Annotated in this window: 2 protein-coding genes (1 of these 2 only partly in view); both read right to left on the bottom strand. The window is 48.4% G+C overall.

All coding sequences use genetic code 11. From position 1 onward, the window contains the following. Window positions 1-20: 20 nt before the first annotated feature. Window positions 21-13,421: an SDR family NAD(P)-dependent oxidoreductase gene (locus ACUYLD_RS06135; protein ID WP_446674619.1), complete on the bottom strand. Its 13,401-nt coding sequence runs from the start codon at window positions 13,419-13,421 to the stop codon at window positions 21-23. A 50-nt stretch (window positions 13,422-13,471) separates the two neighbouring features. Next, window positions 13,472-26,845, bottom strand: the 3' portion of a protein-coding gene (locus ACUYLD_RS06130; RefSeq protein WP_446674618.1) for an SDR family NAD(P)-dependent oxidoreductase. Its footprint extends 6,324 nt past the window's final position; only the last 13,374 of its 19,698 coding nucleotides appear in the window; its start codon lies beyond the right edge, outside the window; it ends in the stop codon at window positions 13,472-13,474.

The raw sequence follows: 26,845 nt of genomic DNA, 5'->3' as shown, positions 1-26,845 counted from the left end.
TCCCAGCACGTAGAAACTTCTCATTTACGTATACATATATTGAGGATTTCACTGGCAGCCTCATCAACAGACAGGGTATCGTTCATCATTTCATCCAAGAGTCTGCCGCACAATATATCATCAAAGTCTACATCGCTCTCACCTTGCGAAAATAATGCATAGGCTTTTACTTGATCCTTGCTTTCAGAAGTCCAGTAATGCTCTTTAGCAAAAGGGTAGGTAGGCAGGCTGATACGGTGAGGCATCTTCCCTGTGTAAAGTTTTTTCCAATCCAAATTTATCCCTTTGGCCCACAGCTCCAAAAGCTTGGTATATTTCTTTTTGGAAATCCAAAGATCGATCATTTGTTGCAAGTCTTCGTCCCCCGAAAAAATAGACAACGATTCTCTGTTGCGTTTAGCCTGTCCCCTATATAGGTTGAGCATGTTATGACGTCCATCCACAAAACTCTTTAATTTTTCCTCAAGCTCTGCGGTAGATTCCACAAGTACGGCTAAACGCTCCTCCATCGCCTCGCGTCCCACCTGAAGCGTGTAGGCAATATCCGATAGGCTTGCGGAGGATAGCTGACCCTGAAGAGCATTCAGCAACTGCCGTCCCTTTTCCTTAAGCTGCTCCTCGCTCTTGGCTGACAATACGATCATAGCAGGTCCCTGAGAGTCAGATTCTGTTCCAGACTGTTCCTGATACTCGGGAGTATACTCTTCAATCACGATATGGGCGTTTGCCCCGCCTGCACCAAAAGACGATATTCCAGCCCGTCTTGGATATTCTTTTGTGATTCCATCGCTTGTAATTACCGGTCTCTTCCATTCCTCCAGGCTTTGCTGAACGATAAATGGAGTATTGTTGAAATTAATTTCAGGGTTCAACTTCCTGGAATGTAAGGATGGTACTAGCTGGCTGTGCTTAAGCTGCAACAATATTTTAGTCACTCCTGCAATGCCTGCTGCACTCTCACAATGGCCTATATTCGATTTGACCGCCCCTATGGCGCAGAACTGCTTATCCGTTGTGAATTTTTCGAAAGCCCTTGTCAATCCTGCAATTTCAATAGGATCTCCCAGAGCTGTACCGGTTCCGTGGGCTTCAATATAACTAACTGTCCTTGCATCAACATCCGCACGCTGGAGCGCCTTTTCAATCAACCAGGATTGAGCTTGAGGGCTAGGTACTGTATAACCGCTGGTTTTACCTGAAGCATTTAGCATGCTCCCTTTGATAACTCCATAAATATGGTCGCCATCTGCAATGGCCTTCTCCAGCGGCTTCAACACAATCGCACCGACACCCTCTCCGTCGACAAATCCATCTGCCTGGTCTCCGAATGACTTACATTCACCCGTTTTAGAAAGCATCGTCATAGCCGACAGCTTGATATAGTGGATAGGATCTACAATTAAGTTGACTCCCCCGGCAATGGCACACTCGCTTGTACCGCTATACAGACTTTCCAAAGCCAAATGGATCGCCGTCAATGAGGAAGAGCAAGCGGTATCTAAGGACATACTCGGACCTTGGAAATCCAAATGATAGGAAACCCGGTTCGAGATGGAATTATATTGAGGTCCCAAACCGTAATTTCCGTTCATAACACCTGCAAATACACCGACTCTTCTACTCTCACAAAGATTGGCAGGGGTATACCCAGCATCCTCTATGCTTGCATATGCTGCTTCCAGGAACAGTCTTTCCTGCGGGTCCATTGTTTCGGCTTCTGCGGGAGAAATTTTGAAAAATAGCGGATCGAATAAATCAATGCCTTCGATAAAACCACCCGATTTCGTATAGATTGTGCCCCTTTTCCCTTTTTCTTGGTCAAAGTAGGTCTTCCAATCCCAACGGTCTTTCGGAATTCCAGTTATGCAATTTTTACCTTCTCTTAGATTGTTCCAATATTCCTCTATATTACGAGCTCCCGGATAGCGTCCTGACATCCCAACAATCGCAACATCCCTGATATTGGAGGATCGTGTCGTTGGCTTTTCCATTGTGCTGTCAGAAGGCTTAAGGAAACGCCCTCCCCGGTCAAACCTCATTGGGACAGTAGCGAGTAATTGCGAAGCAGGGCCCTCTTCAACTCTGGAAGTCTCTTCGGTCAACTCCTGTTCCTTCATTCCTACCAGCTTCTTCAACGAGTCCTTTTGCGTTTGAAGAAGGTATGCTACTAGATCATCTATGGTGTTGTACTCAAAAAACAGCGTGCTGGCAAAATCCTCGATGACTTCACGCAAAACATTTGTGATTTGCACTACCAATATCGAGTCAATTCCATACTCTTCCAGGGCAACCGTTGAGTCGATACTTCCCGGTTCCATTTTTAGCGTCTCACCAAGCAAATGTTTAAAGTACGCCGTACTTTTTTCACGCAGCACATGTTCTACCTCTGCTTGTGCTACCTCTATTTTGGGTTGAGTTCGTTGTTTCACTGATACCGTTTCTACGGTTCTTTTCTCTATCAATATTGATCTTCGTTTGTGCTGTCGCTTTTGCCGAACCAAGCCATCGCTTTGGGCTGCAACAATCTGCTGGCCCCAATCATGCGCCTCTTGCGCCGGGAAGAACGCTGCATGGAAACCTTCTTTGTCCAATACGGTTTCCCATATTTGAGGGTGGAGCCCTGGGCATCCAGGAATACGCCATTCCGGATCCTCATACGCCCACCAGCCATCTAGCAATCCGAAGGTAAGGTGGGTAAACACGCTACTACCTGTGATTTCATTGAGCAGGAGCAAGCCGTTGCTTTTCAAAACCGCTTTTGCATTACGTAATGCCTGACGGATATCTTTTGCGGTATGAAGCACATTAGCGGCAATGACAATATCATATTTCCCCGTCTCAATACCTTGCCCGGCAATAGGTTCTTCAACATTAAAAATCTGATAGCTGAGATACGGATTATGCGGCCCATACTCTTTTTCCGCGTGCATCAAAAAGGCTTTGGAAATATCGGTATAGCAATATTCCTGAATGTGTTTGCGATATGGGCGTAATTTCAGGAATAGCGTAGCACTGGTCCCTCCGGTGCCCGCGCCGATTTCCAGAATTCTGATTTCCGCAGCGGCGTCGGCCATAATCCTCTCCTGGATATAAGCGGCAGTAGTATCGGCAAGTACCTCATTAAAGTAGTCCACAACCAGATTATTCTTATAAATTCCTTCCACTAGTTCCATTGAGGAATTGGGGAAGATGATTTCGGTCGCAGGCGATTTTCCGGTAAGCACTTCCGGTAAAGCTCGTAGCGTTGTCTCAACCAAATTGACCCTTGCTCTCATCTGCGGATATTGCAGCCAAGTACGCTTGCGCTCTTCCCATTCCTGCCAGACATCATCTCGATCCGTCAAGCTGGAGTTTCTACCTGATAGGTCGTTATCCATCTGTGCCAAAATCTCCATGCTCTCTTTCAGCCATTTGCCATATAGCTCAGGAAGTCCGAGTTTATTTTTGAACTCGTCGACAGACTGACGATCTGTCCCTGATAACCCCATGGACAAGAGCTGCTCCCGCAACAACCTGTGTAGGAGATGTTCCATCTCCCTTTCCTGGAGATCGCCCATATCGTCTGCGGCATAATTTTCGATAAAATGGCTTCTTGATTGTATTGCTGTAGCAATATTTTCCTGTATATCCCTGAGGTTCGGATCCGAATTAGGCGGGTAGAGATCAATCTCTTCTGTCGGATTAGTCCCTTCCATCTCCAGATGTCTTGTTGTTTTCATAAGCCCCATTTGGTCGATCGGTGAGGCAAGAAGCGTCTCAAGCGCCTCCATCCCCTCCTGCGGGTCAATGAGCCCAACACCTATTTGCGCAAGTCTGGAGTAGTTTTCTACCTCCTGCCGTCCATTTTCGGAGGCATTGTTTTCGCCGCTCCCCCAATATCCCCAGTTCATGACCTTCACCGGACAACGCCATTCCTGCGAAAGACGATGCGCAAACGCGTCTTTAAAGGTACTTCCGGCAGCATAGCTACTTTGTCCCGGATTCTTTACATAGGTAATCATGGAAGAGAAGAACAATACGAAATCCAACGGCTCATTTTGGAAGACCTGAGCCATGCGTACACTGACATCAACCTTTGCTGAAAGCCCTGACCGGAGCTCTTCCTCCGTCAAATCTTCCAAGCCCTTCTCCAAAAATGAAATGGCTGAGTGGACTACTCCGTTTATGTTGGAGTACCGCTGTTTTATTTCCTCATATGCCCGCTGCAGCTCCCTTTCGTCTGCTACATCCGCCGTGATATAGCATGGAACAGGTCCCAGGCCTTCAAATCCGTCCAGTTTGGCCTGGATAGAGGCATCCTTTTGCCTTCTGCCTAGCCACACCATCTGGGCCTGGTAGGTACAGGCCATATACTTGCTCCAAGCCTCTCCGATAGTGCCGGCGCCCCCGATGACTACATAGACGCCTCTGGCTTTGTATAGCGTCTGTCCTTTTAAACCTGAAGTCTGTTTGAATGGAATCAATTGCTGCCGATACCACTGTCCATTTCTGAAAACCCACATCCGTCCTTGCCGGTCCGAAGGCAGCGTAAATATATCGGATAGCGGCCAGTCATCATCGGATTGCAGGTCAAGGATACGGATTTTCCAGTTCGGATATTCTTTGGCCATGGTGCCTACCAGCCCATGAAGACTTGCGTGAGTCGGGTTGACTGTATCGTTCTGATCCATCGGCTGAGCTTGATTGGTTATCGTTGTCCAGCCTAGCTTTTTCGTCCCGTATCCCAATAAAAGCATCGCTTTGACCATTCTAAAGAAGAGTAGGACTCCCTGCTCCTGTTCCTTGATCAAGGATTCGGCAATCACCGATTCGACGGGAGCACAGGGTGCAATCCACAGAATATGGTCAACGGCTCCATATTCTTCTATCTTTGAGGCAACTGTTTCAATGGAATCGTGCGCTTGAAGCTCCAAGAAATGCGCCCTAGGATAATACTCCCGGATGGCCTGTCTGTCTTTGACAGTACCACCTGCAATGACCAATCGGTCTGTCGATGACGGGGAAACGACATCTTTTTTTATAGCAGCTGGGTCCCATTTCGGGATGAGCATTACAGATCCCACAAGCGGATCGGCGGCACTTTCTCCTGCCGCTGCGCCTTGTGCATTTTCAATGACGACTTCTCCGTCCAGCGCCCGGGTGGATAATCCTGTTATTCTGACGAAAATAGTTCCTTCCTCATCACACAAGTCAATATTAAGCTTCTGTACCTTGTCTTCTTTCTTGCTGCCCTCGCTGTATTGAATCAACGACCACATGGTCGGGGTGCATGCCCCATAAATCTCAATCTCTTGGAGGGCAAACGGCATATGAGGCGTAGCTGGTACAGCGCTACCCGGTAGCCCTCCGTTCTCTTGGCCCATGATTAACCCGATGGATGCATGCAAGGCCGAATCCAGCAAGCTGGGGTGAAGGACCAAGCTGTCCGCCATATTAGAAATGAAGGAAGGCAATGCCAGCTCGGCTAGCACCCTGCCCGGATGTGTATATACCTTCTCCACACATCTGTATGCCGGGCCATAATCCATTCCCATTTCCTCGAAGATTTCGTAACATTGCGATCCGTTAAACCTGTGTTGACCAAAATCTGTCTGTAACGCCTTAAGGTTTAGTCTCGGTTTTTGCTCTACGCAAACCTGCACCGCATCACCTTGGCTATGCACGGTATGCCCTCTTTCGCTTCCTACTTGCCCGCTATACACTTCAAAGCTGATTTTTCCGGTGTCTTCCAGGGATAGCCTGGTGTGTACAGGAACTGGCTGGTTGTCCACCACAATGGGCCGAATCCAGTTTACATTTTTCAAACGGATTCCTGTTGTGCTGTTGTCCATATCGCCTGTGGAACGTTCTACAGCCGCCCGTACCATCTCAAGATAGGCTACGCCAGGCAGAACCTTTTGGCCTTTCACAACATGATCCTTGAGGAAAAATTCCTCGCCTGTAAACGTTGAACTGAACCGCTGCTCCAGAAAGTCTGAAGTGTTCTGATGCAATAAAGGTGTCAAAAAGGAAGATTGGGACGAAGCGGCTTCTGTTATTGCGGCGCTCTTTCCCTCATGTACGGGTATCCAATAGCTTTCCCTAGCAAAAGGATAGGTTGGCAGACTCATCCTACGAGGCTTCACATCCTCATAAAGCTTGTTCCAATCCAAAATCAGTCCCGTAACCCAAAGTTCAGCGAGCTTTCCATACTTCCCTTTGTCCACCCATGCATCAATCATTTTAGCCATATCTTCATCGACTTCCTGAGTGACAAGCCCTCCTCTATTACGCTTTACCTGTCCTCTATACAGTTCTTCTACGCCTTCCTTTTTTTGCAGGAAGCCTTCCAATTTCCAATCAAGTTCTTGGATGGATTTTGCAATGATCGCCAGACGTTCATCCATCGCTTCCCGCCCGATTTGCAGCGTATAGGCGATATCTGAGAGACTTGTATACGGGTCATTCAGTTCTCTGATTGCAGACAGCAATCTTTGCACCTGCTCGTCCAGCCTTTCCTTATTTTTGGCCGACAACACGACCATGACAGGATTCAGGGATGTAGGAGCAGCTTGCTGCTGACTAGCTTCTTCTGGAATATATTCTTCGATGACCACATGAGCGTTAGAGCCCCCAGCACCAAAAGCCGACACTCCTGCTGCCCTTGGGTATTCTCTGGTTTCACCGTTGATGGCAACTACAGGTCTTTTCCACTCTTCTAATCCCTGCTGAACTTTAAAGGGACTATCGCTGAAGTCGATATTGGGATTTAAGGTACTTGCATGTAGCGAGGGCACGATTTGTTTATATTTCAACTGCAAAAGCACCTTTGTCACCGCGGCGATACCAGCAGCGCTCTCACAATGCCCGATATTAGACTTCGCCGACCCGATTGAACAGAACTGCTTATCCCCGGTATATTTACGGAAAGCCTTTTGTAAGCCTGCAATTTCAATCGGATCTCCCAGTGGAGTTCCTGTACCATGAGCTTCTATATAGCTGATGGTTCTGGGGTTGATTCCTGCCTCCTTAATTGCCTGACCAATTACACTGGCCTGTGCGTTGGGGTTAGGTACGGTATAGCCGTTGGTTTTCCCCCCGTGGTTCACTGCAGTTCCTTTGATAACTCCATATATCCGGTCTCCGTCTGCTATAGCTTTGGCTAATGGCTTGAGCAGCAAAGCTCCGACTCCTTCTCCCGGTACATATCCGTCTCCCTGTCCGAAGCTTTCACATCTCCCATTGCTTGATGCAAAACTTCCCTGTCCCAACAATAGGTATTTGTTAGGATGGATGGAGACGTTGACCCCTCCTGCTACTGCCAGTTCGCATTCTCCATGCTGTAGTCCATGACAGGCCATATGAATGGATGTCAGTGACGAGGAGCACATGGTATCTACAGCGATACTTGGCCCTTGAAAATTACAAAAATATGATACCCGGTTGGCAACCGCCGAGGCATTCCCGAAAAGTCCAATCATCCTCCCCTTGGCTTGTTCCTGGGCTCCATAGAGTTGATACTCATGGTACATCACTCCAACGTAAACCCCGACATTGCCTTCTATGCCGCCAAGCTCCCGCTCTGCACAAAGGCTTTCTCTCGTATAACCTGCATCCTCTATCGTTTCATAAACGCATTCCAGGAATAAGCGCTCCTGCGGGTCCATCGTTTCCGCTTCCCTTGGCGAAATATTGAAAAACAACGGGTCAAACCAGTCCACTCCATCGATGAATCCTCCCCACTTGCTGTAGGTTTTCCCAGGCTTGCCTCTGGTTTCATTAAAGTACAGACTGTGATCCCAGCGCCCCTTGGGAATCTCTGTAATGCAATCCTTTCCATCCCTTAGGTTTTCCCAGAACTCTCGGATACCTAGTGCTCCCGGATATCTTCCTGACACGCCGATAACTGCAATGTCTAATGCCTTCTTCTCCTGATGTGGCTGTATACCTGTCGGGAGAAGCCATGGGCGTCTACGATTAGCCGATATCGAGGTCAAAGGCTCTATGGTTGCTTTTATAGGTGCTTTCGGGCCTGCATCAGGAGCCGTATTCTTCTCTGTCGCTTCTACAGCATCAATCAGCCGACCGCGATACGTTTCAAGGAAATAACCCGTCAATGACCGGAGATTTTGGTATTCAAAAAATAATGTTTTCGGTAGTGAGCCGAAAGTCTTTTCCAATTCATTGGTAAGCTGCATAACCAGTATGGAGTCAATCCCATACCTGTCCATTGGTGCATGTACATCTATACTTTCAGCGGGCAGCTTGATCACGGTTGAAAGTACCGTTTTCAAATAACCCTCCGCTTTTTCCCTTAGCCATTCTTCTCCGATAAGCGGTGCTCCCTCGCTTTCCATTACAGATCGGCCTGAGACATCAGTTTCCGAGAGCTGGCCTAAAATTGCCGCTTTAATCCTTTGGGGATATCCTTCGATCACCATAACCTGACTTCTGCCGGAAGACAGACTTTGATACAAAGCTTTGATTCCACTCTCCGTTTGCATGGCAATCATGCCTAGGCCCTGCATCGCCCTTTCCGTTTCCAGGTCGACATGCATACCTCCATCCTTCCACAGAGGCCAGTTTATCGACAGCGTTTGCCCCTGGCGCTGCTTTGCTGTCACCAAAGCATTTCGATAGGAGGCATAAGCATCCATAAAGCCATTAGCAGCGGAGTAGTCAACCTGTCCTACATTGCCAAGGCTTCCTGCGCCCGAAGAAAATAAGATAAAGAAATCCAGGGGCAGGTCTCTGCTGGCCTGGTCCAGATTCATCACCCCTGAGACCTTCGGAGTCAGCACTTCTCTAACCTCTTCTTTAGTCTTCTTGATGATGAAGTTGTCTCGAATCACTCCGGCTGTGTGCAAAATACCGTTAAGGCCGCCAAATTGCTCGACGATGCCATGAATTAGCCCGGTAACCGATTCGTTGTGGCCCACATCCGCCTGTTGGTACTCTATATGACCACCCAGCGCTCTCAGTTCGTTTAACAGAGCCTTTTGGTCCGCAGAAAGTGATGACCGACCCACCAATACGACGGTGGAGTTTTTCACATTGCGCACAATGTCTCTGGCAAAAATAAGCCCGAGGCCGCCTAAGCCACCAGTAATGAGATAAATCCCACCATCTCTCCACGGCAGGTCTGCATCTTCACGTAAGGCTTCAATTTCTTGCCATATTAAAGCCTGTCGTTTGTCCCCTTGGTACCGTATCCGTTCGTTATACCGGCCACTCCGGTTCCCTTGTAGTTTCTCAATGATTCCTTCGACATCATCCTCCACATCAAGCTCAAGCAACTGACCCATGACATTCGGATTTTCTTTTTGAGCGGTTTTCAGCATTGCAAAAAGCCCGGAATAAACCTGTTGGTCCTTCCGAGCGTGGGTTGCAAGCTGTATCAAAACTTTCTGTTTGGGTATGTCTAGCAGGATACTTTGCAATTCTTCAAATATCTGAATGGTATAATCTTCAAACCGACCGTCCATATCCGCGCTGGAGGACTGTAAAACAAGGCAGCGAGTACCATCCATGCGGGCTTCAATATCCTCCCCGGCGATACCATCCACTTCACACAGGATCACAACATACCGGATATCTTCGTTTGCGTTCACCCCTGCGGTGACAGGCATCTCCTGCCAGACAGGCTCAAGCATCAGTGTACCCATATCCTCAGTGATGCTGGCTTGCCCCATATCTCCTTCAAACGCTCTGGATAAAAGTCCTTTGAGCTGCACGCAAATCTTTCCGGTCTCATCGCACAGATCAATATCCACCTTACTTAATCCATTCGACGTCTCTTCACTGCCATCGTGAGAGATCCGGGCCCACATCTCTGGAGTGCATTTTTCGGATATCTTCAGTTCCTCCAAAGCAAAGGGTAACGCAGGCTTGCCTACAGGCAAATTTTCTTCCGAACTCATTACCAAGCCGATTGTGGCCTGCAAAGTTGAATCCATCAAAGCTGGATGCAGTACAAATTCACTTTGAGTATGGAGTACAGCGGATGGTAGGGACAGCTTGGCCAGCACGTAATCCTTTCCTCGAAAGATTGCCTCAATGCCACGGTGTGCGGGTCCATAGTCTATCCCCATGGCTCTGAAAGCTTCATAGCATTGGCTTGAAGAAAGTGGTGTGCGGGTACAGTCTGCCCGCAAGACATTCAGGTCCAGATACTGTAGCTCGCCAGCCCTCTCCAACACAGCCATTCCCTGACTGTGTATAATCCCTTCGGCGTCGGCTCCTTCCATGCCGCTACATATTTCAAACGCAATCTCTCCATTGTCTTGGGGATATAGACTGATGAGTACCCTCACCAGTTCGTCTGCTACAACCACAGGCCGAGCCCATACGATATTTTTCAGCCGAATATGAGTCTCACCTTCTACTACGGCCCCCACTGCCTCTTCTACAGCTGCTCGCACCATTTCGAGGTAAGCCACCCCGGGTAATGTTTGTTGACCCTTGATTCTGTGGTCTGACAGGAAAAATTCCCGGCCTGTAAAAGTAGAGCTATAACGTTGTCCGGAGAGGTCGGAAATATTCTGATGCAATAAAGGATGAATTTGGGCAGTCATAGCCAGATTTACACTGCCTTGTCCAGTGTCTGTTTCGGATAACCAATAGCGTGCCCTTTCAAAAGGATAGGTCGGCAGACTGATTCGTCTGGGCTTGGTATCTCCATAAAGTGCGTCCCATTCAATGCTTGCGCCATTGGCCCACAATTTGGCTACCTTATCAAGTCTTTTCTTCTCAGTCCAGGCCCGAACCAGGGTTCCGGTGTCTTCGTCCGAATCCAAGAGTTCGATTCCGCTACCTGCATAGTTCACACGGCCGATCAGCACTTTTTCCGACGAGCTTCCGTTAATAAAAAGTTCAAGTTCATCTATCAGATTTTCTCTTGAATCCGTCAAAAACGCGAGACGCCAGTCCATAGCCTCTCTTCCCACTTGCAAGGTATAGGTCAGGTCCGTCAGATTAACGCTTTCTTGCAACTTAACAAAATTCATCATATCTGCTGCATAGGTTTTCAAGGATTGTTCACTTTTAGCGGACAGCACAAATAGTCCCGGGTTGTCTTTACCCACTGGGGGTAGATTGACCGCAGAGACTACAGGAACATATTCTTCAATAACCATATGAGCGTTAGTGCCGCTAAATCCGAAGGAACTTACGCCCGCACGCCGGGGTACTCCCGGTTCGGGCTCCCAACTTTGTAGACCGGTGTTAATGTAGAACGGGCTATTCTCCAGAGAAATATGCTCATTTAAGGATTCGAAATGGATGGTAGGCGGCAATTGGCGGTGCTTCATGGCCAGCAGCACTTTCATCACACTGGCCACCCCGGCCGCAGTCATCATATGACCCATATTGCTTTTCAGTGACCCCAATGCGCAATAGCCCTTCTTGCTTGTATAGGATCGGAATGATTCCGTAAGTCCCTCCACCTCGATAGGATCACCCAGCTTTGTTCCTGTCCCGTGAGCCTCGATCATGGAGATGGTTTCGGGATGAATGTTAAACCGTCGATATACGTCTTTTTCCAGCGAGATTTGTGAATTTACACTTGGGGCAGTTATTCCGTTGGTTTTTCCATCCTGGTTCATTCCCCATCCCCGAATAACTCCATATATGGAGTCCTTGTCTCTGACTGCATCAGAGAGCCGTTTTAATAAAATGACCCCAACTCCTTCTCCGGGGACAAACCCGTTTGCACGGGCATCAAAGGTAAAGCACCGTCCATCCTTGGACAGCATTCCTGCCTTGCTAGTCATAACATGCATTCCCGGACCAGCCATAATCATGACTCCGCCTGCCAAAGCAAGGTCACTTGTTTCTAAAAGGAGACTGTTGCAGGCTTCAGCAATGGCCACCAGAGAGGAAGAGCACGCGGTATCAATAGCCAAAGAAGGACCTTTCAAATTTAGCAGATACGAAATCCGAGCGGATAGAATTGAAGGAGCCCCTCCCATGAGAACCTGCGCATTTAACCCCTGCCCACTCATGGACCTCCCATAATCACTGGCTGCACAACCTACAAAAACACCGCATCGGCTCTCCGACAGTGAGGCTGGATTCAATCCGGCATCTTCAATGCATTTCCAGCTGCTTTCAAGAAACAGGCGCTGTTGAGGGTCCATCATCTCTGCTTCAGCAGGGGATATATTAAAGAACAACGGGTCAAATTTATCTACATCCTCTAAAACACCCATCCATTTGCTATAGGTTTTTCCCTGAGCCTTGGGATCGGTATCGTAATATTCATCGATTGACCATCGCGTTGAAGGGATTTCCGATATACAATCCCTTCCCTGAGCCAGATTGTCCCAAAATTCAGCCAAAGTCTTGGATTCGGGGAATTGCCCTGCCATACCAATAATCGCGATAGACTCCTTATGTTCCTGACCGCGCGGCATATCTGGCATAGCTTTTTTAGAATCAATATGCTTGACCGTTTTGTGGGAATCATTGCTATTCGGCAGCTGTCCATAGGCGAATTGAATCCGTTCTTTAACTTCTTGCTGATTCACAAACGTTTTATCCTGCATTTTTATTTCTTTTTCAATAGTAGCCGCCAGCTTTTCTCTTATCGATTGAGCCATATGGTTTTTCAGCTCAATTAATGACTCCCTGGGAGACTCGGACAGTTTTCTTGCCAACTGCATGGCGTATGGCACTACTTCATTCCTCGGTACAACCGGAAAAGGAACCCCTTTGGTTTCCAGTTCCGAACCGCTATATCTAGTACCTGTAAATAAAATTTCCTGTGCCATACTAACCCCGAATTTCTCAGGGAAAATCAGGGTTGAACCCGCTCCGGGGGTAAAGCCGTACTTCATAAAGTTAGTAGTATAGATGCTTTCCCGACTCATCACGATAAAATCGCAAAACATCCCCATGCACCAGCCAGCACCAATCCCATGTCCCTGCATAGCAGCGATGACGGGCAGCTTGCAATCCAAAGCAATCTTGTAAACATTGGTATCGCTATATTTTGCCTTTCCCTCATGGATAGCCAGCAATCCCTCTTGGGTGCCTCCTGTGGCAAAGTAGGTGTCATATCCCGTCAGAATCACAACTTTATAATTCTCGTTAGCCTGCACTGTCTCAAACGCCTGATTCAGGCCAATAATCAGTTCATCGGAAAATGTATTTTTGTGCGCCGTGTCCTTCATTTTCAATAAGACAATCCCGTGCTCAAATTCCTGCAATTCAACCACAGACTGTACCTTTATTTTGGGGGGGCTTATCTCCTCCCCATCCTCCGGCGTGTGGAAGCTGTCCAATGGTTGCAACGTGAAAGCCATTCTTTCTGATAATTCCTGTGGACTGGCTTCCAATGATTCATCCGGGAGCTCGCCAATAAATTGAAGCAATTGTTTTTCAGCATCTTCATAATTTATTTCCCCTGCTTGCACCGCACGAAAAATATCTTTTGAATCCATAAACATGTCCTCCTAGCTGTATGAAATAGGACAAATATTGTGTTGGCTGTCTACGAGTGTAATTGGTTGAATAACTGGTCGGCCTGTTCAAAATCCAACTCACCCTGCAGTACTTTCTGTATCAAGGCTTGCATGGGCTGCTTAGGCTTCGGCTCTGTAGAAGCCTGATTTGTATCTCCCGCCGACTTGTTCAATTCCTTTGCCAAAAATTTGGAGAATTCTTTAATGTTAGGATAATCGTACACTCTGGTTGCTGGAATAGCTGTTCCAAAGCGTTTATTCACAGCCTGCACCCACTCTACACCTATAATAGAGTCCAGCCCCATATCAATAAATTGATCGTCCCGGCCAATATCCTTTTCATTCATACTCAGGGATTTCGCAAGACTTTCTACCAGTTCCTTCTCCAATGTTTCTATCCGTACAGCCGTTGGCGCATATGTCGACCGCTTTGCCTCATCCCTGGCAGCGGGCGGCGACGAAGAAGGCTTGGCCTCAGGTTGCGGCGGGGCAGGCTTGGATTCTGCCAGCGCGGCTGACTTCTCCGGCTTATCTGCTACCATCTGGATGTTGGAAACGGAGCTCAGCAAAATGCCCTGCGGTTTTTCAGGTACTTTCGCCAAAGTCTGTCTCTGCACATTATCGTTGCTATGGTTAACTGCAGGAGGGCTGGAAACGAGCTCTTGTACCGACACCTCGGCTACAGGAGATTCCGCCTCGACGTCCCGGGATTCGCCCCCACGCGCGAAGATCCAATAGCTCTCCTTGGCAAATGGATAAGTTGGCAGACTAATCCGACGAGGGCTGGTATTCTCATAAAGTCTAGTCCAATCGAAGAGCAGCCCCTTAACCCAAAGCTCCGCCAGCTTTGTATACTTACCCTTGCTTATCCAACTATCCACCATTTTTGCCATGTCTTCGTCCGCCTCAAGAACAGCTAGGATGTCTTTATTCTTCTTTGCCTGACCCCAATATAGCCCGTCAATATTCTCATCCCCCGCTAAAAAGCTCTCGAGCTTTCCTGTAAGTTCACGGGTAGACTTAACTATAACTGCTAACCGTTCTTCCATGGCTTCCCGTCCCACCTGCAGAGTAAATGCTATATCCTCCAGGCTGGTTTGCGAGTATTCCGGCTCTTTGAGTTCAGCCAGCAGCCTTTGTACCTGTTCATCCAGTCGCTCTTTATTCCTCGCCGACAGCACGATCATTAAAGGATTTTGCAGTGAAGTGGTAGCCTGTCTAGTCTCCTGTTCCTCAGGGATATATTCCTCAATAAGCACATGTGCGTTGGAGCCTCCGGCGCCAAAGGAGGAAATACCTGCGATTCTTGGGTATTCAACCGTCTTCCCATTCATTGTGACGACGGGTCTTTTCCACTCTCCCAGCTCCTGCTGAACTATAAAAGGACTATCGCTAAAATCGATATTCGGGTTTAGTGTTTTTGAATGCAGCGAGGGCACGATTTGTCCGTATTTGAGCTGAAGGAGCACCTTTGTAACTCCGGCAATCCCTGCCGCGCTCTCACAATGCCCAATATTTGATTTTGCTGATCCGATTGCGCAAAACTGCTTATCCTCCGTATATTCCTGGAACACTTTTTGCAATCCGGCGATTTCAATGGGGTCACCTAAGGATGTCCCAGTGCCATGCGCTTCGATGTAACTGATGGTTCTGGGGTTAATTCCTGCTTTCTTAAATGCCCTTCCAATGACACTGGCCTGCGCATGGGGATTCGGAACTGAGAATCCGTTTGTCTTCCCTCCATGATTCACCGAGGTCCCCTTTACGACCCCATATATATGATCGCCATTTGCAATAGCTTTGGCCAGTGGTTTGAGCAGTACAGCTCCTACGCCTTCTCCCGGCACATATCCATCTCCGCCTTGTCCAAAGCTTTCGCACCGTCCTTTACTCGATACAAACCTGCCTTGCCCAAGCATCAGGTATTTGTTCGGATGAATGGATACATTGACGCCGCCAGCAATGGCAAGCTCACACTCGCCTTGTTGCAAGCTTTGGCAGGCCAGATGAATGGTCGTCAATGAAGAAGAGCACATGGTGTCCACAGCCATGCTCGGACCGTGGAAGTTACAGAAATAAGATACCCGGTTTGCAATGGAAGCCGGATTGCCAGGAACGGCAATCATTCTGCCCCTAGCTTGTTCCTGTGCTCCATAAAGTTGGTATTCTTCATACATGACCCCGACAAAAACACCTACATTCCTATCCTGCCCCAGGCCCCGCTCCAGTCCAAGCGCTTCCCGGGTATAGCCTGCATCCTCTATCGTTTCATAGACGCATTTTAGGAATAGGCGCTCCTGAGGATCGATGATCTGTGCTTCTCTAGGAGAGATATTGAAAAACATGGGGTCAAACTGATCCACACCTTTAATAAAGCCTCCCCACTTGCTGTAAGTTTTTCCGGACTGGTCCCTGTCCTCGTCAAAGTGCATACTGTGATCCCAGCGATCTTTGGGGATTTCCGTAATGCAATCCTTCCCATCGCGCAGATTGTTCCAGAATTCCCGGATATTTTCTGCATCGGGATACATGCCCGACAAACCGATAATGGCAATTTCCTCCGATCCGCCTGCTCTTTCCGGTTGCGGTTGGAAACTTGCCTGAACTGGCATGAAACGCGATTGCTTCCGACTATTAGAAAGTGACCTTACCGGGTCGTTTTCCACCGTAGAAGGCTTGAAATCTTTCGTAGCGTCCTCTGTCTCGATTCCAAGTAATTTAATCAGCTGCTTCTGGTGGACTTTGAGGAAATATTGGGTCAATTCCTGGATATTCTGGTATTCAAAAAATAAGGTTTTGGGCAGTGTTCCAAACGTTTTCTCCAACTCACGGGTTAGCTGTTTAATCATAATGGAATCAATGCCATACTTCTCCATAGGGGCATCAGTTTCAATCTGCCTTGCCGGTAGCCTGATGGATGTAGCGAGCAATTGCTTTAAATAATTTGCCGCTTTTTCGGCAAGCAGGTCTTGTCCGATGACCGAACCCATCTCGCTTTCCCTTATCATAGAGGAGGCATCTCCAGTCTGATTCAGGGACGGTTGCTGTAGGAGCGTTTCTCTTAGCTGACTGGCATGCCCTTCCAACACCATGACTTGATTCTTTTCGGAAGCCAGGCTCTGATACAAAGCCCGAATTCCTGCACCCGTCTCCATTGCAAACATCCCCATCCCTTCCATGATCTTTTCTGTTTCCCCATCAATACGCATTCCGCCTTCTTTCCAGAGCGGCCAATTGACTGAAATCGTCCGCCCCTGGCGTTGTGCTCGCTCTACCAGCGTACTGCGGTACTTGGCATAGGCGTCCATAAAGGCATTGGCAGCAGCATAGTCAGCCTGTCCTATATTCCCGAGGCTCCCTGCAACGGATGAAAAAAGGATGAAGAAGTCCAGCGGAATTTCCTTACAAGCCTGATCCAGATTCACCAAGCCCGTAACCTTTGGTGCCAAAACGTTTTGCAATTCCTCCCGTGTTTTTTTAATAATGAAATTATCGCTAACCATTCCTGCGCTGTGCACAATTCCGTCCAGTTTCCCAAACTCTTCTTGAATATCCCGAATCAAATCTTCAACCACCCTTTTATTGGCGACATCGGCTTGCCGGAATACTACTCTTGCACCTAAAGCCTCTATCTCCTCAATCCTTGCTTTGGTGTCACCACGAAGCGGGGAGCGTCCGACAAGAATTAAAGCAATATCCCTGGCCTGTCGTGTAATTTCTTCGGCAAGAATCAAACCGAGACTTCCAGTTCCGCCGGTAATCAAATATACTCCCCTGTCCTTCCACGGAATGCTGATCACTTCGCCGGAGGCTTTAATTTCCGTCCATACGGCAACATGCCGTCTACCCGATTGATAGCGGATATGTGGTTCTATAGAGCTGCGACTGTTTTCTTGCAGGATATTTATCATACCTGCTGAATCCTGCTCCACATCCATTTCTATCAGCTGGCCAACCAGTACTGGATTCTCCAGCCATGCTGTTTTTAAGAGTCCGGAAAGTCCCGAGAATACCTGTTGGTGATCCTGCACCGGAACGACAAGCTGAACCAATGTTTTGCCTTTTGATTCCGTTTTAAGAATATGTTGAATTGCCTCAAACACCTGTGTCGCATAAGTCCTAAACCGTGCATCAATGCTCTTCTCTTCGGATTGGAGAATGAGGCACTGCACCCCGTTCATTTGCGATTCAATAATTTCCCCGGAAATATATCCCGGTTCGCATAAAATTACCAGATGCTGTTGATAGTCAGGTGCTGTTCCTTCCAGAGCAATCGCTTGTTCTTCCCACACAGGCTCAAGCATCAAAGTCTCAGGTGCAGTCCATTCATCTGGGCCCCCTGTTCCTCCTTCAACAACTCGTGATGAGAATCCCTTCATTCTCACACAAACATTCCCCTGCTCGTCACACAAATCGATATCTAACTTTTGCAGCGAGCCATTTTGCCTGCTGTCTTCACTATTACGGATCCAGGCCCACATCTCTGATGTACATTTGTTAAACACCACCAATTCTTCCAATGCAAATGGTAAAGCTGGCTTAATGGAAGCTTTGCGATCACCCGCACTCATAATCAAGCCTATCGTCGCCTGAAGAGCGGAATCCATCAAACTGGGGTGCATCACAAAATGTTCCATCGTAGGGTAAACGGAAGAAGGCAAGGACAACTTGGCAAGCGCTTGACCAACCCCGATATATATTTTCTCAATTCCCTGGTGTCCCGGCCCATAGGACACCTGCATCGTCGCAAACGCCTCATAGCACTGACGGGATGAAAAGGAGCCCAAACTGCACTGCTCCAGCAAGGTTTTAATATCTATAGCAGGGATCTCTGCCACCGGAACAATTACTGCCCTGCCTTCACTATGCACCACCAGCTCCGTGTCCGTTGCTCCAGACTTGCTGTAAATTTCATAGGCGATCTCCCCGCCATCTTGAGGATAGAGCCCAATACTGACGTCTACCGACTCCTCCCCAACCACAACAGGCCGGATCCAATCCACATCTTTTAACCGGATGGACGTCCACTTGTCTTCTGGAGATCCTGCAACCTGCTCTACTGCCGCCCGCGCCATTTCAAGGTAGGCCACTCCAGGCAAGAGCTTCTGCCCCCTTATCACATGGTCAGACAGGAAAAATTCCTTCCCCGTAAAAATGGAGCTGAACTGCAGTCCATAAATATTGGACGTATTGCGCTGAAGTAGGGGATGAATGCCGACTGCTGTCTCCCTTTCCAGCACAACACCGCTTGCTCCCGTCCGTTTATTGATATCGGTTATGCAATATCGTTCTTTGGCAAAGGGATAGGTTGGCAGACTGATACGGTTTGGTTTAGCCTCTCCGTACAACAGGGCCCAGTCAATAACGACTCCTTTTACCCAAAGGTCAGCGATTTTGCCATAGTTGCCTTCGCTAACTAACATATCAATCGCCGTGCCCGCACCCTCTCCGTCTTCACGAGCTCTATTTTCTTCTCTATGGCGTTTGGCGTGTCCCACGTATAAGCCGTGGATACCATCCCGGCCTTCCACAAATCCTTTTAATTTTTCTTCTAGCTCCCGGAGAGAGCCTGCAACGAAAGCCACACGTTCTTCCATCGCTTCGCGCCCCACCTGAAGGGTATACGCTATATCTACCAGACTGCTGTCTGTGAACGGATGCTCCCCGATTGCAGCTAGTAATAGCTGCGCTTGCTCTTGCAGTTGTCCTTCACTCTTGGCTGACAGCACCACAATAGCCGATTTTGGGGTGGTACGGGTAATAGAATTCTGCTCCTGCTTTCCAGGAATATATTCTTCGATTACCAAATGGGCATTGGCACCCCCGAATCCAAAGGAGCTAACACCTGCTCTCCGAGGAATATTTTCCCCTAGAGTATCCCGCTGTGGCTTCCACTCCTGCGCCTCCTGAACGATATAGAACGGACTGCCTTCAAGTTTTATATAAGGATTAATTGCATCACAATGAAGGCTTTTGACCAGCTTTTTATGCTTTAACTGAAGCAGTACTTTTATGACGCCTGCGATTCCAGAAGCCAGTTCCAGATGTCCGATATTGGTCTTCACCGAGCCCAATCCGCAATGGGATTCTGTGATTCCGGGCCCTTCTGTATTCTCATAAAGCTCTTTGAAAGCTGCTTTCAGTCCGTTAATTTCAATCGGATCGCCCAGCTCGGTGCCTGTCCCGTGGGCCTCAATGTAGGAGACAGTCCTTGGGTCGATTCCGGCCTTTGTATATGCATTTACCAACACATCCGCCTGAGCCCTCGGATTAGGAGCTGTCAGGGAATTGGCCCGGCCTCCGTGATTGACGGCAGTACCCCGAATCACACCGTAAATATGGTCTCCATCCTTCTCTGCATCCTTCAGCTTTTTCAGAAAAAGCATGCCGGCCCCTTCACCACGCACGTAGCCATTGGCCTTATTGGAGAAGGTTTTGCATCGACCGTCCTCACACAGCATCCCTGCTTTGTTAAAGCTGATATGGAGTTCAGGTGTGATAATCACATTAACACCACCCGCAATCGCCATCTCGCAGCTTCCATCCTCTATGGCCCTAACGGCCCGGTGAATGGCCACCAGTGAACTGGAGCAAGCCGTTTCGACAGGCTCGCTCGGACCATGAATATTAAGGAAATAGCTCATTCGATTGGGCCCAACAGACGGTGCCATACCGCTGGAGGAATACGCCTCGACACCCACATTTCCCTGATAGATCATACCGCTGTAGCCGCTGTTCGCGGTACCTACAAAGATTCCTGTGCGGGTTCCCGATAGACTCCCTGCCTGAATGCCTGCATCTTCAATCGCCTTCCAGATATAGGTCATCAACAGACGTTGCTGCGGGTCCATGAGTGCGGCTTCCCGCGGTGAAATTCCAAAGAATAGCGGGTCAAACTCATAGATCCCGTCAATAAACCCGCCCCACTTGATGTTTGTTTTATTGGCCTCCTGCTCAGGGTCACCGTAATACGTCTTCCAATCCCAGCGATCTTCAGGGATTTCAGTGATACAGTCCCTGCCTTCCTCAAGATTTTTCCAAAACTCATCCACATCCCGGGCCATGGGAAATACACCGCTCATTCCCACGATGGCAATGGGTTCAGGAGCAGCCTGAGTCAGTTGCGGATTGGACAACACATTCCCGCCTGCAAACCGGAAACGCTGCCGTCTACCGCGGGTACTGTCTTCCCTACCATCCTCCACGGCCTGCACAGCAGGCTCAGTCCGGGCATGCACGGCAAACTGCTCGCCAAGCACGGCATCATATTCGTCCACCAAATATCTGGTGAAGTCATGAATCGTTGTGTATTCAAAAAATATGTCCGGCGTCAGCTCAAGCCGGTATGAGTGATTGATGTTGTTGGTAAATTGTGTGAGCAGGATGGAATCGAAGCCATACTCACTCATTTCTACATGTGCATCAATATCTTCAAGTTTGACTTTCAGCAATTTTGACACAGCCTGTATCATCGCGGCCTGCACTTTGTCCAGCAGATCTGGTACGACATTGCTTTCAGAGGAAGCTTCTGAAATTCCTGTCACCTTTTCAGGCTGCCTAGTCTCTGGAGTCGTGATTAACCCCATGGTTTTCTTCATTTTTGCAAGATTGCCTTCCATCACCATAACCTGATCAACGCCTGCGATCATGCCACGGTACAAGGCCTGAATGCCGGAAGAGGTTGACATGCCGCTCATGCCTGTACGCTGCCTTACCAGCTTCTCCGTCTCCTCATCAATACGCATCCCACCCTCTTTCCATAGCGGCCAATTGATGGATAGCGTTTGACCCTGTCGCTGCTTAGATGCTATCAGAGTGTTCCGGTATCCGGCATAAGCATCCATAAACGCATTAGCTGCAGAATAGTCTGCCTGTCCCTGATTACCTAATCCTCCGGCTACAGACGAAAATAGAATAAAGAAGTCAAGCGGCAGGTTCTTGCTCGCCTGATCCAGATTCACTGTCCCTAATACTTTGGGAGCGAGAACCTCCAGCATCTCCTCGCTATTTTTTTGGAGTATGCGGTTGTCGCGAATGACACCTGCACTGTGAATGATGCCATTGATGTTTCCGAATTCCTCCTGAATTTCCTGGATTAAATCGGTCACCGCCTGCTCCTGAGTCACATCGACCTGTCTGTATATGATTCGTGCCCCTAATGCCTCCATTTTCTTTATCTCAGCCCGTTTGCCCTCATCCAGCGCGAAACGCCCCGTTAAAATCAAGACAGCTTTATGGACTTTATCCGTAATCTCTCTGGAAAAAATGAGTCCCAATCCACCGGCACCGCCGGTAATCAGGTACACTCCGCCCTCCTTCCACGGGTTACCCGCCGCTTCCTGAGAGATGTGAACTTCGTTCCAGCAGGAAACCCACCGTGTTCCTTTCTCGTACCGAATCTGGATATCCTCGAGGCTACGGCTGTTTTCTTTTAAAATGTCTATGATTGCTTCCCAGTCCTCATCCTGCCCCAGTTCTATTAACTGACCTACCAGTTTTGAATGCTCAAGCCGGGCCGTTTTTAAAAGACCGGAAAGTCCCGTGAAAAGCTGCTGCTCCTCCTGTCTACTTATGGCAATCTGGATCAGCACCTTACCATTGGGTTTTTCCCTGAAAATGCTTTGAATCTCTTCAACCACCTGGACGGCGTAACGCTGGAACTGTTCCGCGATTCCGTTTCGGTCGGGTTGCAGTACAATGCATTGCACGCCGTCCATCCGAGCTTCAACTTGTTCACGGGAAATCCCGGACGGCTGGCAGAGTAACACGACATGGCGATCATATGCAGGCATTTCGGCCTCTAGAGCAATCCCTTGCTCTTTCCACACGGGTTCAAGCATCAAGTTACTAGAATTAGACTGAACATCCGAGGAAATCGAGTCCCTATTCAAGATTCTTGATGAATATCCTTTTATCCTGACACAGATGGCTCCGGTTTCGTCGCTCAGGTCAATATCCAGCTTCTGTGCCTTTTCCTCAGCTATACCGTCTGCATTATAACGAATCAACGCCCACATGATGGAGCTGCAATTTTTTATAATTTCAACTTCTTGAATGGCGTAAGGCAGAGAAGGTTTGATCTCGCCAGACCCCAGCGTCAAGCCTATGGTTGCCTGCAAGGCCGAATCTATCATAGTTGGATGCAGGACAAATTGGCTTTGGTTGTCAGAAACGGAAGACGGCAAGCATAACTTAGCCAGCACTTGACCCTCTCCCGCATACACCATCTCAATCCCTTGATGTCCAGGGCCATAATCCATTCCCATATCCCTGAAAACTCTATACAGTTGTGTGGGATCGAAGTTCCGACTACATACATTCTGCAAGTCTTTAATATTCAGTGCTGGGACTTCCGCAGCCGATCTTCGTGCAGCACTGCCGTAGCTATATATCACAATCCCTGCATCAGCTTCTTCGCTCTCCCCATATATTTCATAGGAAATCTCTTGATGATCATCTAGGAAAAGTCCGATGTGTAACTGCAGTGGCCCATGCTCTACGATAATAGGCCGTGCCCAAACCACGTTTTTAAGGCAAATTCCGGTTGGCCCGCCCTCATCAGATCCTGTTGCCTGATCCACGGCCGCCCGGACCATTTCAAGGCAAGCAGCCCCGGATAGAACCTTGCGTCCATTCACCACATGATCCTTCAAGAAAAACTCCTGGCCTGTAAAAGTCGAACTGAACCGCTGTTCCGAGAAATCGGAGGTGTTTTGATGCAGTAAAGGATGGAGCGAAGCAGCAGTGACAGAAGTCATGCCTTTGCCTGCCTTGCTGTCAAGCTCAGGCGCCCAACAGCGTTCTCTCGCAAAAGGATAGGTCGGTAGACTGATCCGGTAAGGTTTGATGTCCCCGTACAGCTTGTTCCAGTCAATAGTTAGCCCCTTTACCCACAACTCCGCTATTTTTTTTAGTTTTCTCTTCTTGATCCAGGTTTCAAGCAACGATTTGGCATCTTCATCCGCCTCAAACATCACAATCCCGTCTTTGCTCTTTTTCACCTGAGCCGTTAGGACGCCAGCAAGCGGATCATGATTCACAAATCCTTCCAACGCTTTTAGCATTGCCTCTTTTGAATCTGCCACAAAAGCCAGCCGGTAATCCATCGGCTCGCGGCTCACTTGCAGCGTATATCCCATATCCGAGAGGTTAAGATTTTCCTGGGATGCAATAAAGCTTCTCATTCTTTCGGCATACGTTTTTAGTTGCTTTTCACCTTTGGCAGACAAAACGAAGAGAACGGGATTATGGATATCGGCGGCTGTTGGTGATGTCGCAGATGTTCCCGTCCCGGGACGATATTCTTCAATAATAAGATGGGCGTTCGTACCGCTAAAACCGAAAGAGCTCACAGCGGCGCGCCTTTTGTCCCCGCGGGAAGGTTCCCACGCGTTCAATTCTGTATTGACATAAAAAGGAGAATTATCAAAATCAAAATGCTCATTCGGGTTCTTGAAATTCAGTGTCGGTACTAGTTTTCTATGCTTCATGCATAGCAACACCTTTTGCACGCTTGCTATGCCCGCTGCTGCAGAAGTATGCCCGATATTGCTTTTTACCGAACCTATGGCACAGTAGTTCTTCTGATCGGTTTTTTCTTTAAAAGCGGTTGATAAAGCTTCCAATTCAATAGGGTCGCCCAGCTTGGTTCCTGTCCCATGCATTTCAACATAGCTAATGCTTTCAGGCTCAATCTGATATTTGTTGTATATTTCCCGCTCCAGCTCAATTTGGCTGTTTGTGCTTGGAGCGGTAATCCCGTTGGTTTTTCCATCTTGATTGATTCCGGACCCGATAATAACTCCGTATATATGATCCCGATCAGCTTCAGCATCCTTCAGCCGCTTCAGAACCAGCGCCCCTACTCCTTCCCCTGGAACAAAGCCGTTGGCGCTATTGTCAAACGCTTTACACCGGCCATCTGGTGACAACATTCCGGATGCAGACATGCCTACATACGATTCAGGAGTCAGATATAACGACACCCCGCCAACCAACGCCATTTCTATCTCTCCGTTAGATAACGCCTGGCATGCCAGATGGGTTGCAACCAGCGATGAGGAGCATGCCGTATCTACGGATATGGCTGGACCTTTCAGATTGAGAAAATAAGAGATTCGAGCCGCCGCAATAGCGTTGCTGTTCCCAGTAGTATTGGTGAACTGCGCTTGATGCTTGTACCGCAGCATACTATATTCATTATTTAAAATTCCAAGGTAAACCCCGCATTTTTTATTTCCCAACTGTGAGCCACTATAGCCTGCATCCTCAATTGCCTTATATGCTTCCTGCATAAAGATGCGCTGCTGGGGATCCATCCCTTCCGCCTCGGTAGGAGAAATATTGAAAAATAACGGATCAAAATATTCCATATCCTCTAAAGCACCCAGCCACTTGCAATTGATTTTCCCCTCTTGCGCTGGACGAGGATCATAATATTGGCTTACATCCCAACGGTCCTTCGGGATTTCAATAATGGAATTTTTGCCTAGAGCGAGGTTATCCCAGTATTGCTGCACATCTTCCGCACCAGGATATCTTCCCGAAATCCCGACAATTGCAATTACGTCTTTATTTTCCGAAGGCAAAGGCGATGAATCCTCTGCTACCTTTACCAGGTGGAATGGCTCTGAATCCTCCTTGGGCGATAGCCTTGGAGAGCATTGCATCATGTCAGGTCCCTTCGAATGGACTTCCGCAATAGGCTTGTCTGTGTCCGGGACTGTGCTCAAGAACTGTTGATTGAAGCTTCCTCCATGCTTATTGATTTCTTGTGCCAAAAATGTAGCGAATTGGCGAATGGTCGGATAGTCGTAGACCTTGGTCGCTGCTATGGATGTGCCAAATCGTTTATTTATGTTTCGAACCCACTCTACGCCTATAATGGAATCTAGTCCGGTATCTATAAAGTTTTTATCCGCCTCGATCTCGCTCCGTTCCATGTACAAAGCCTCTGCCAGGCTTACCGTCAGTTCTTCCTGCAACAGCTCTGCAGAGGCGCTGCACTCAGCCATGCTGGCCTGCGCCTGCTTTTCAAACGAAATCGGCATCAAATTCACCTGAATGGAAGCCTCTGCCGATTTCTCCGGCTCTAATGCAACGGATGACGGTGAATACTCTGCTGGAGAATGATCCGAAATAGACTGGGCAGAGAATGGCGCAATTGATTTGCTCAACAATTCCTTCTCTACAAATTTGCTAAAATCCCGGATGGTTGGATAATCGTAGACTTTTGTCGCTGTTATGGATGTATTGTAATGCTTATTAATGCTACGAACCCACTCTACGCCTATAATGGAATCCAATCCAAGATCAACAAAGTTTCTATCCGAATCGATATCGCTCCGATCTATATATAAAGCCTGCGCCAGGCTTGTTGTCAGCTCCTCCTGCAATATTTCCGCTGATATTATAGAAGGAATAGACGACAGCGCTTCCGTCTTCTTCTCATCCTCTAATGTGTGCGATGTCTCCTCCAGTGAAGTTAACATGATCGTTGTCCCCTCCTGGTTGGCAGACTTGCTTAGGTGCGGCTGACGGTCCAACAAATTCGGTAAGGATATGGCGCTTGGTTTTTCAGAACTATTCAAAAACCCGGATTGTATTAGGGCTGTTGGCTGCAACGCATGAGTCTGGACGGGAACTGCCTTTTTCTGAGCTTCCGTAACGGCTCTTTCTACAGAAGAGACTCTTTCTACAGAGGGACTCATAATATCCGTGATCCAGTACCGCTCCCTCGCAAAAGGATAGGCCGGCAGGCTAATTCGCCGCGGCTTGGCATCCCCATAAAGCAGGTTCCAATCCATCGACAATCCCTTGACCCAGAGATCAACAACCTTCGAATATTTCCTTTTCCCTATCCAGGCAGCAATCATTCTCTCCATGTCTTCATCTTCTACCAGCGCCGTCAGCGCCTCCTTATTCCGTTTGACCTGGCCCCGGTACAACTCAGGGATTCCGTCTCGTCCTTCCAGGAATCCCTCCAGCTTATCCACCAGCTCCTGCATAGACCCTGCAATCACTGCCAAGCGCTCTTCCATGGCTTCGCGTCCCACCTGCAACGTGTAGGCCACATCGGCCAGACTGCTTTCGCTGAGCTGTCCTTCCCGCATAACGGCTAGCATTCTCTCGGTCTGCTTTTTCAGTCGTTCTTCATTTTTGGCTGACAATACGATGATCGCAGGCTTTTGAGCCGTAACGCTCATGGGCACCTTCTCTTCCGCAATGTACTCTTCGATGATGACATGTGCATTGGAGCCTCCCGCTCCAAACGATGAAATCCCGGCAATCCTCGGATATTCCCGCGTCTCTCCATCGATCTCAACCACCGGCCGTCTCCATTCCCCCAGCTCCTGCTGGACGACGAACGGCGTCTGACCGAAATGGATGTTCGGATTCAATTC

Source organism: Paenibacillus sp. SER-28 (assembly GCF_052906305.1).
This window is presented reverse-complemented; position numbering and strand designations above follow the sequence as displayed.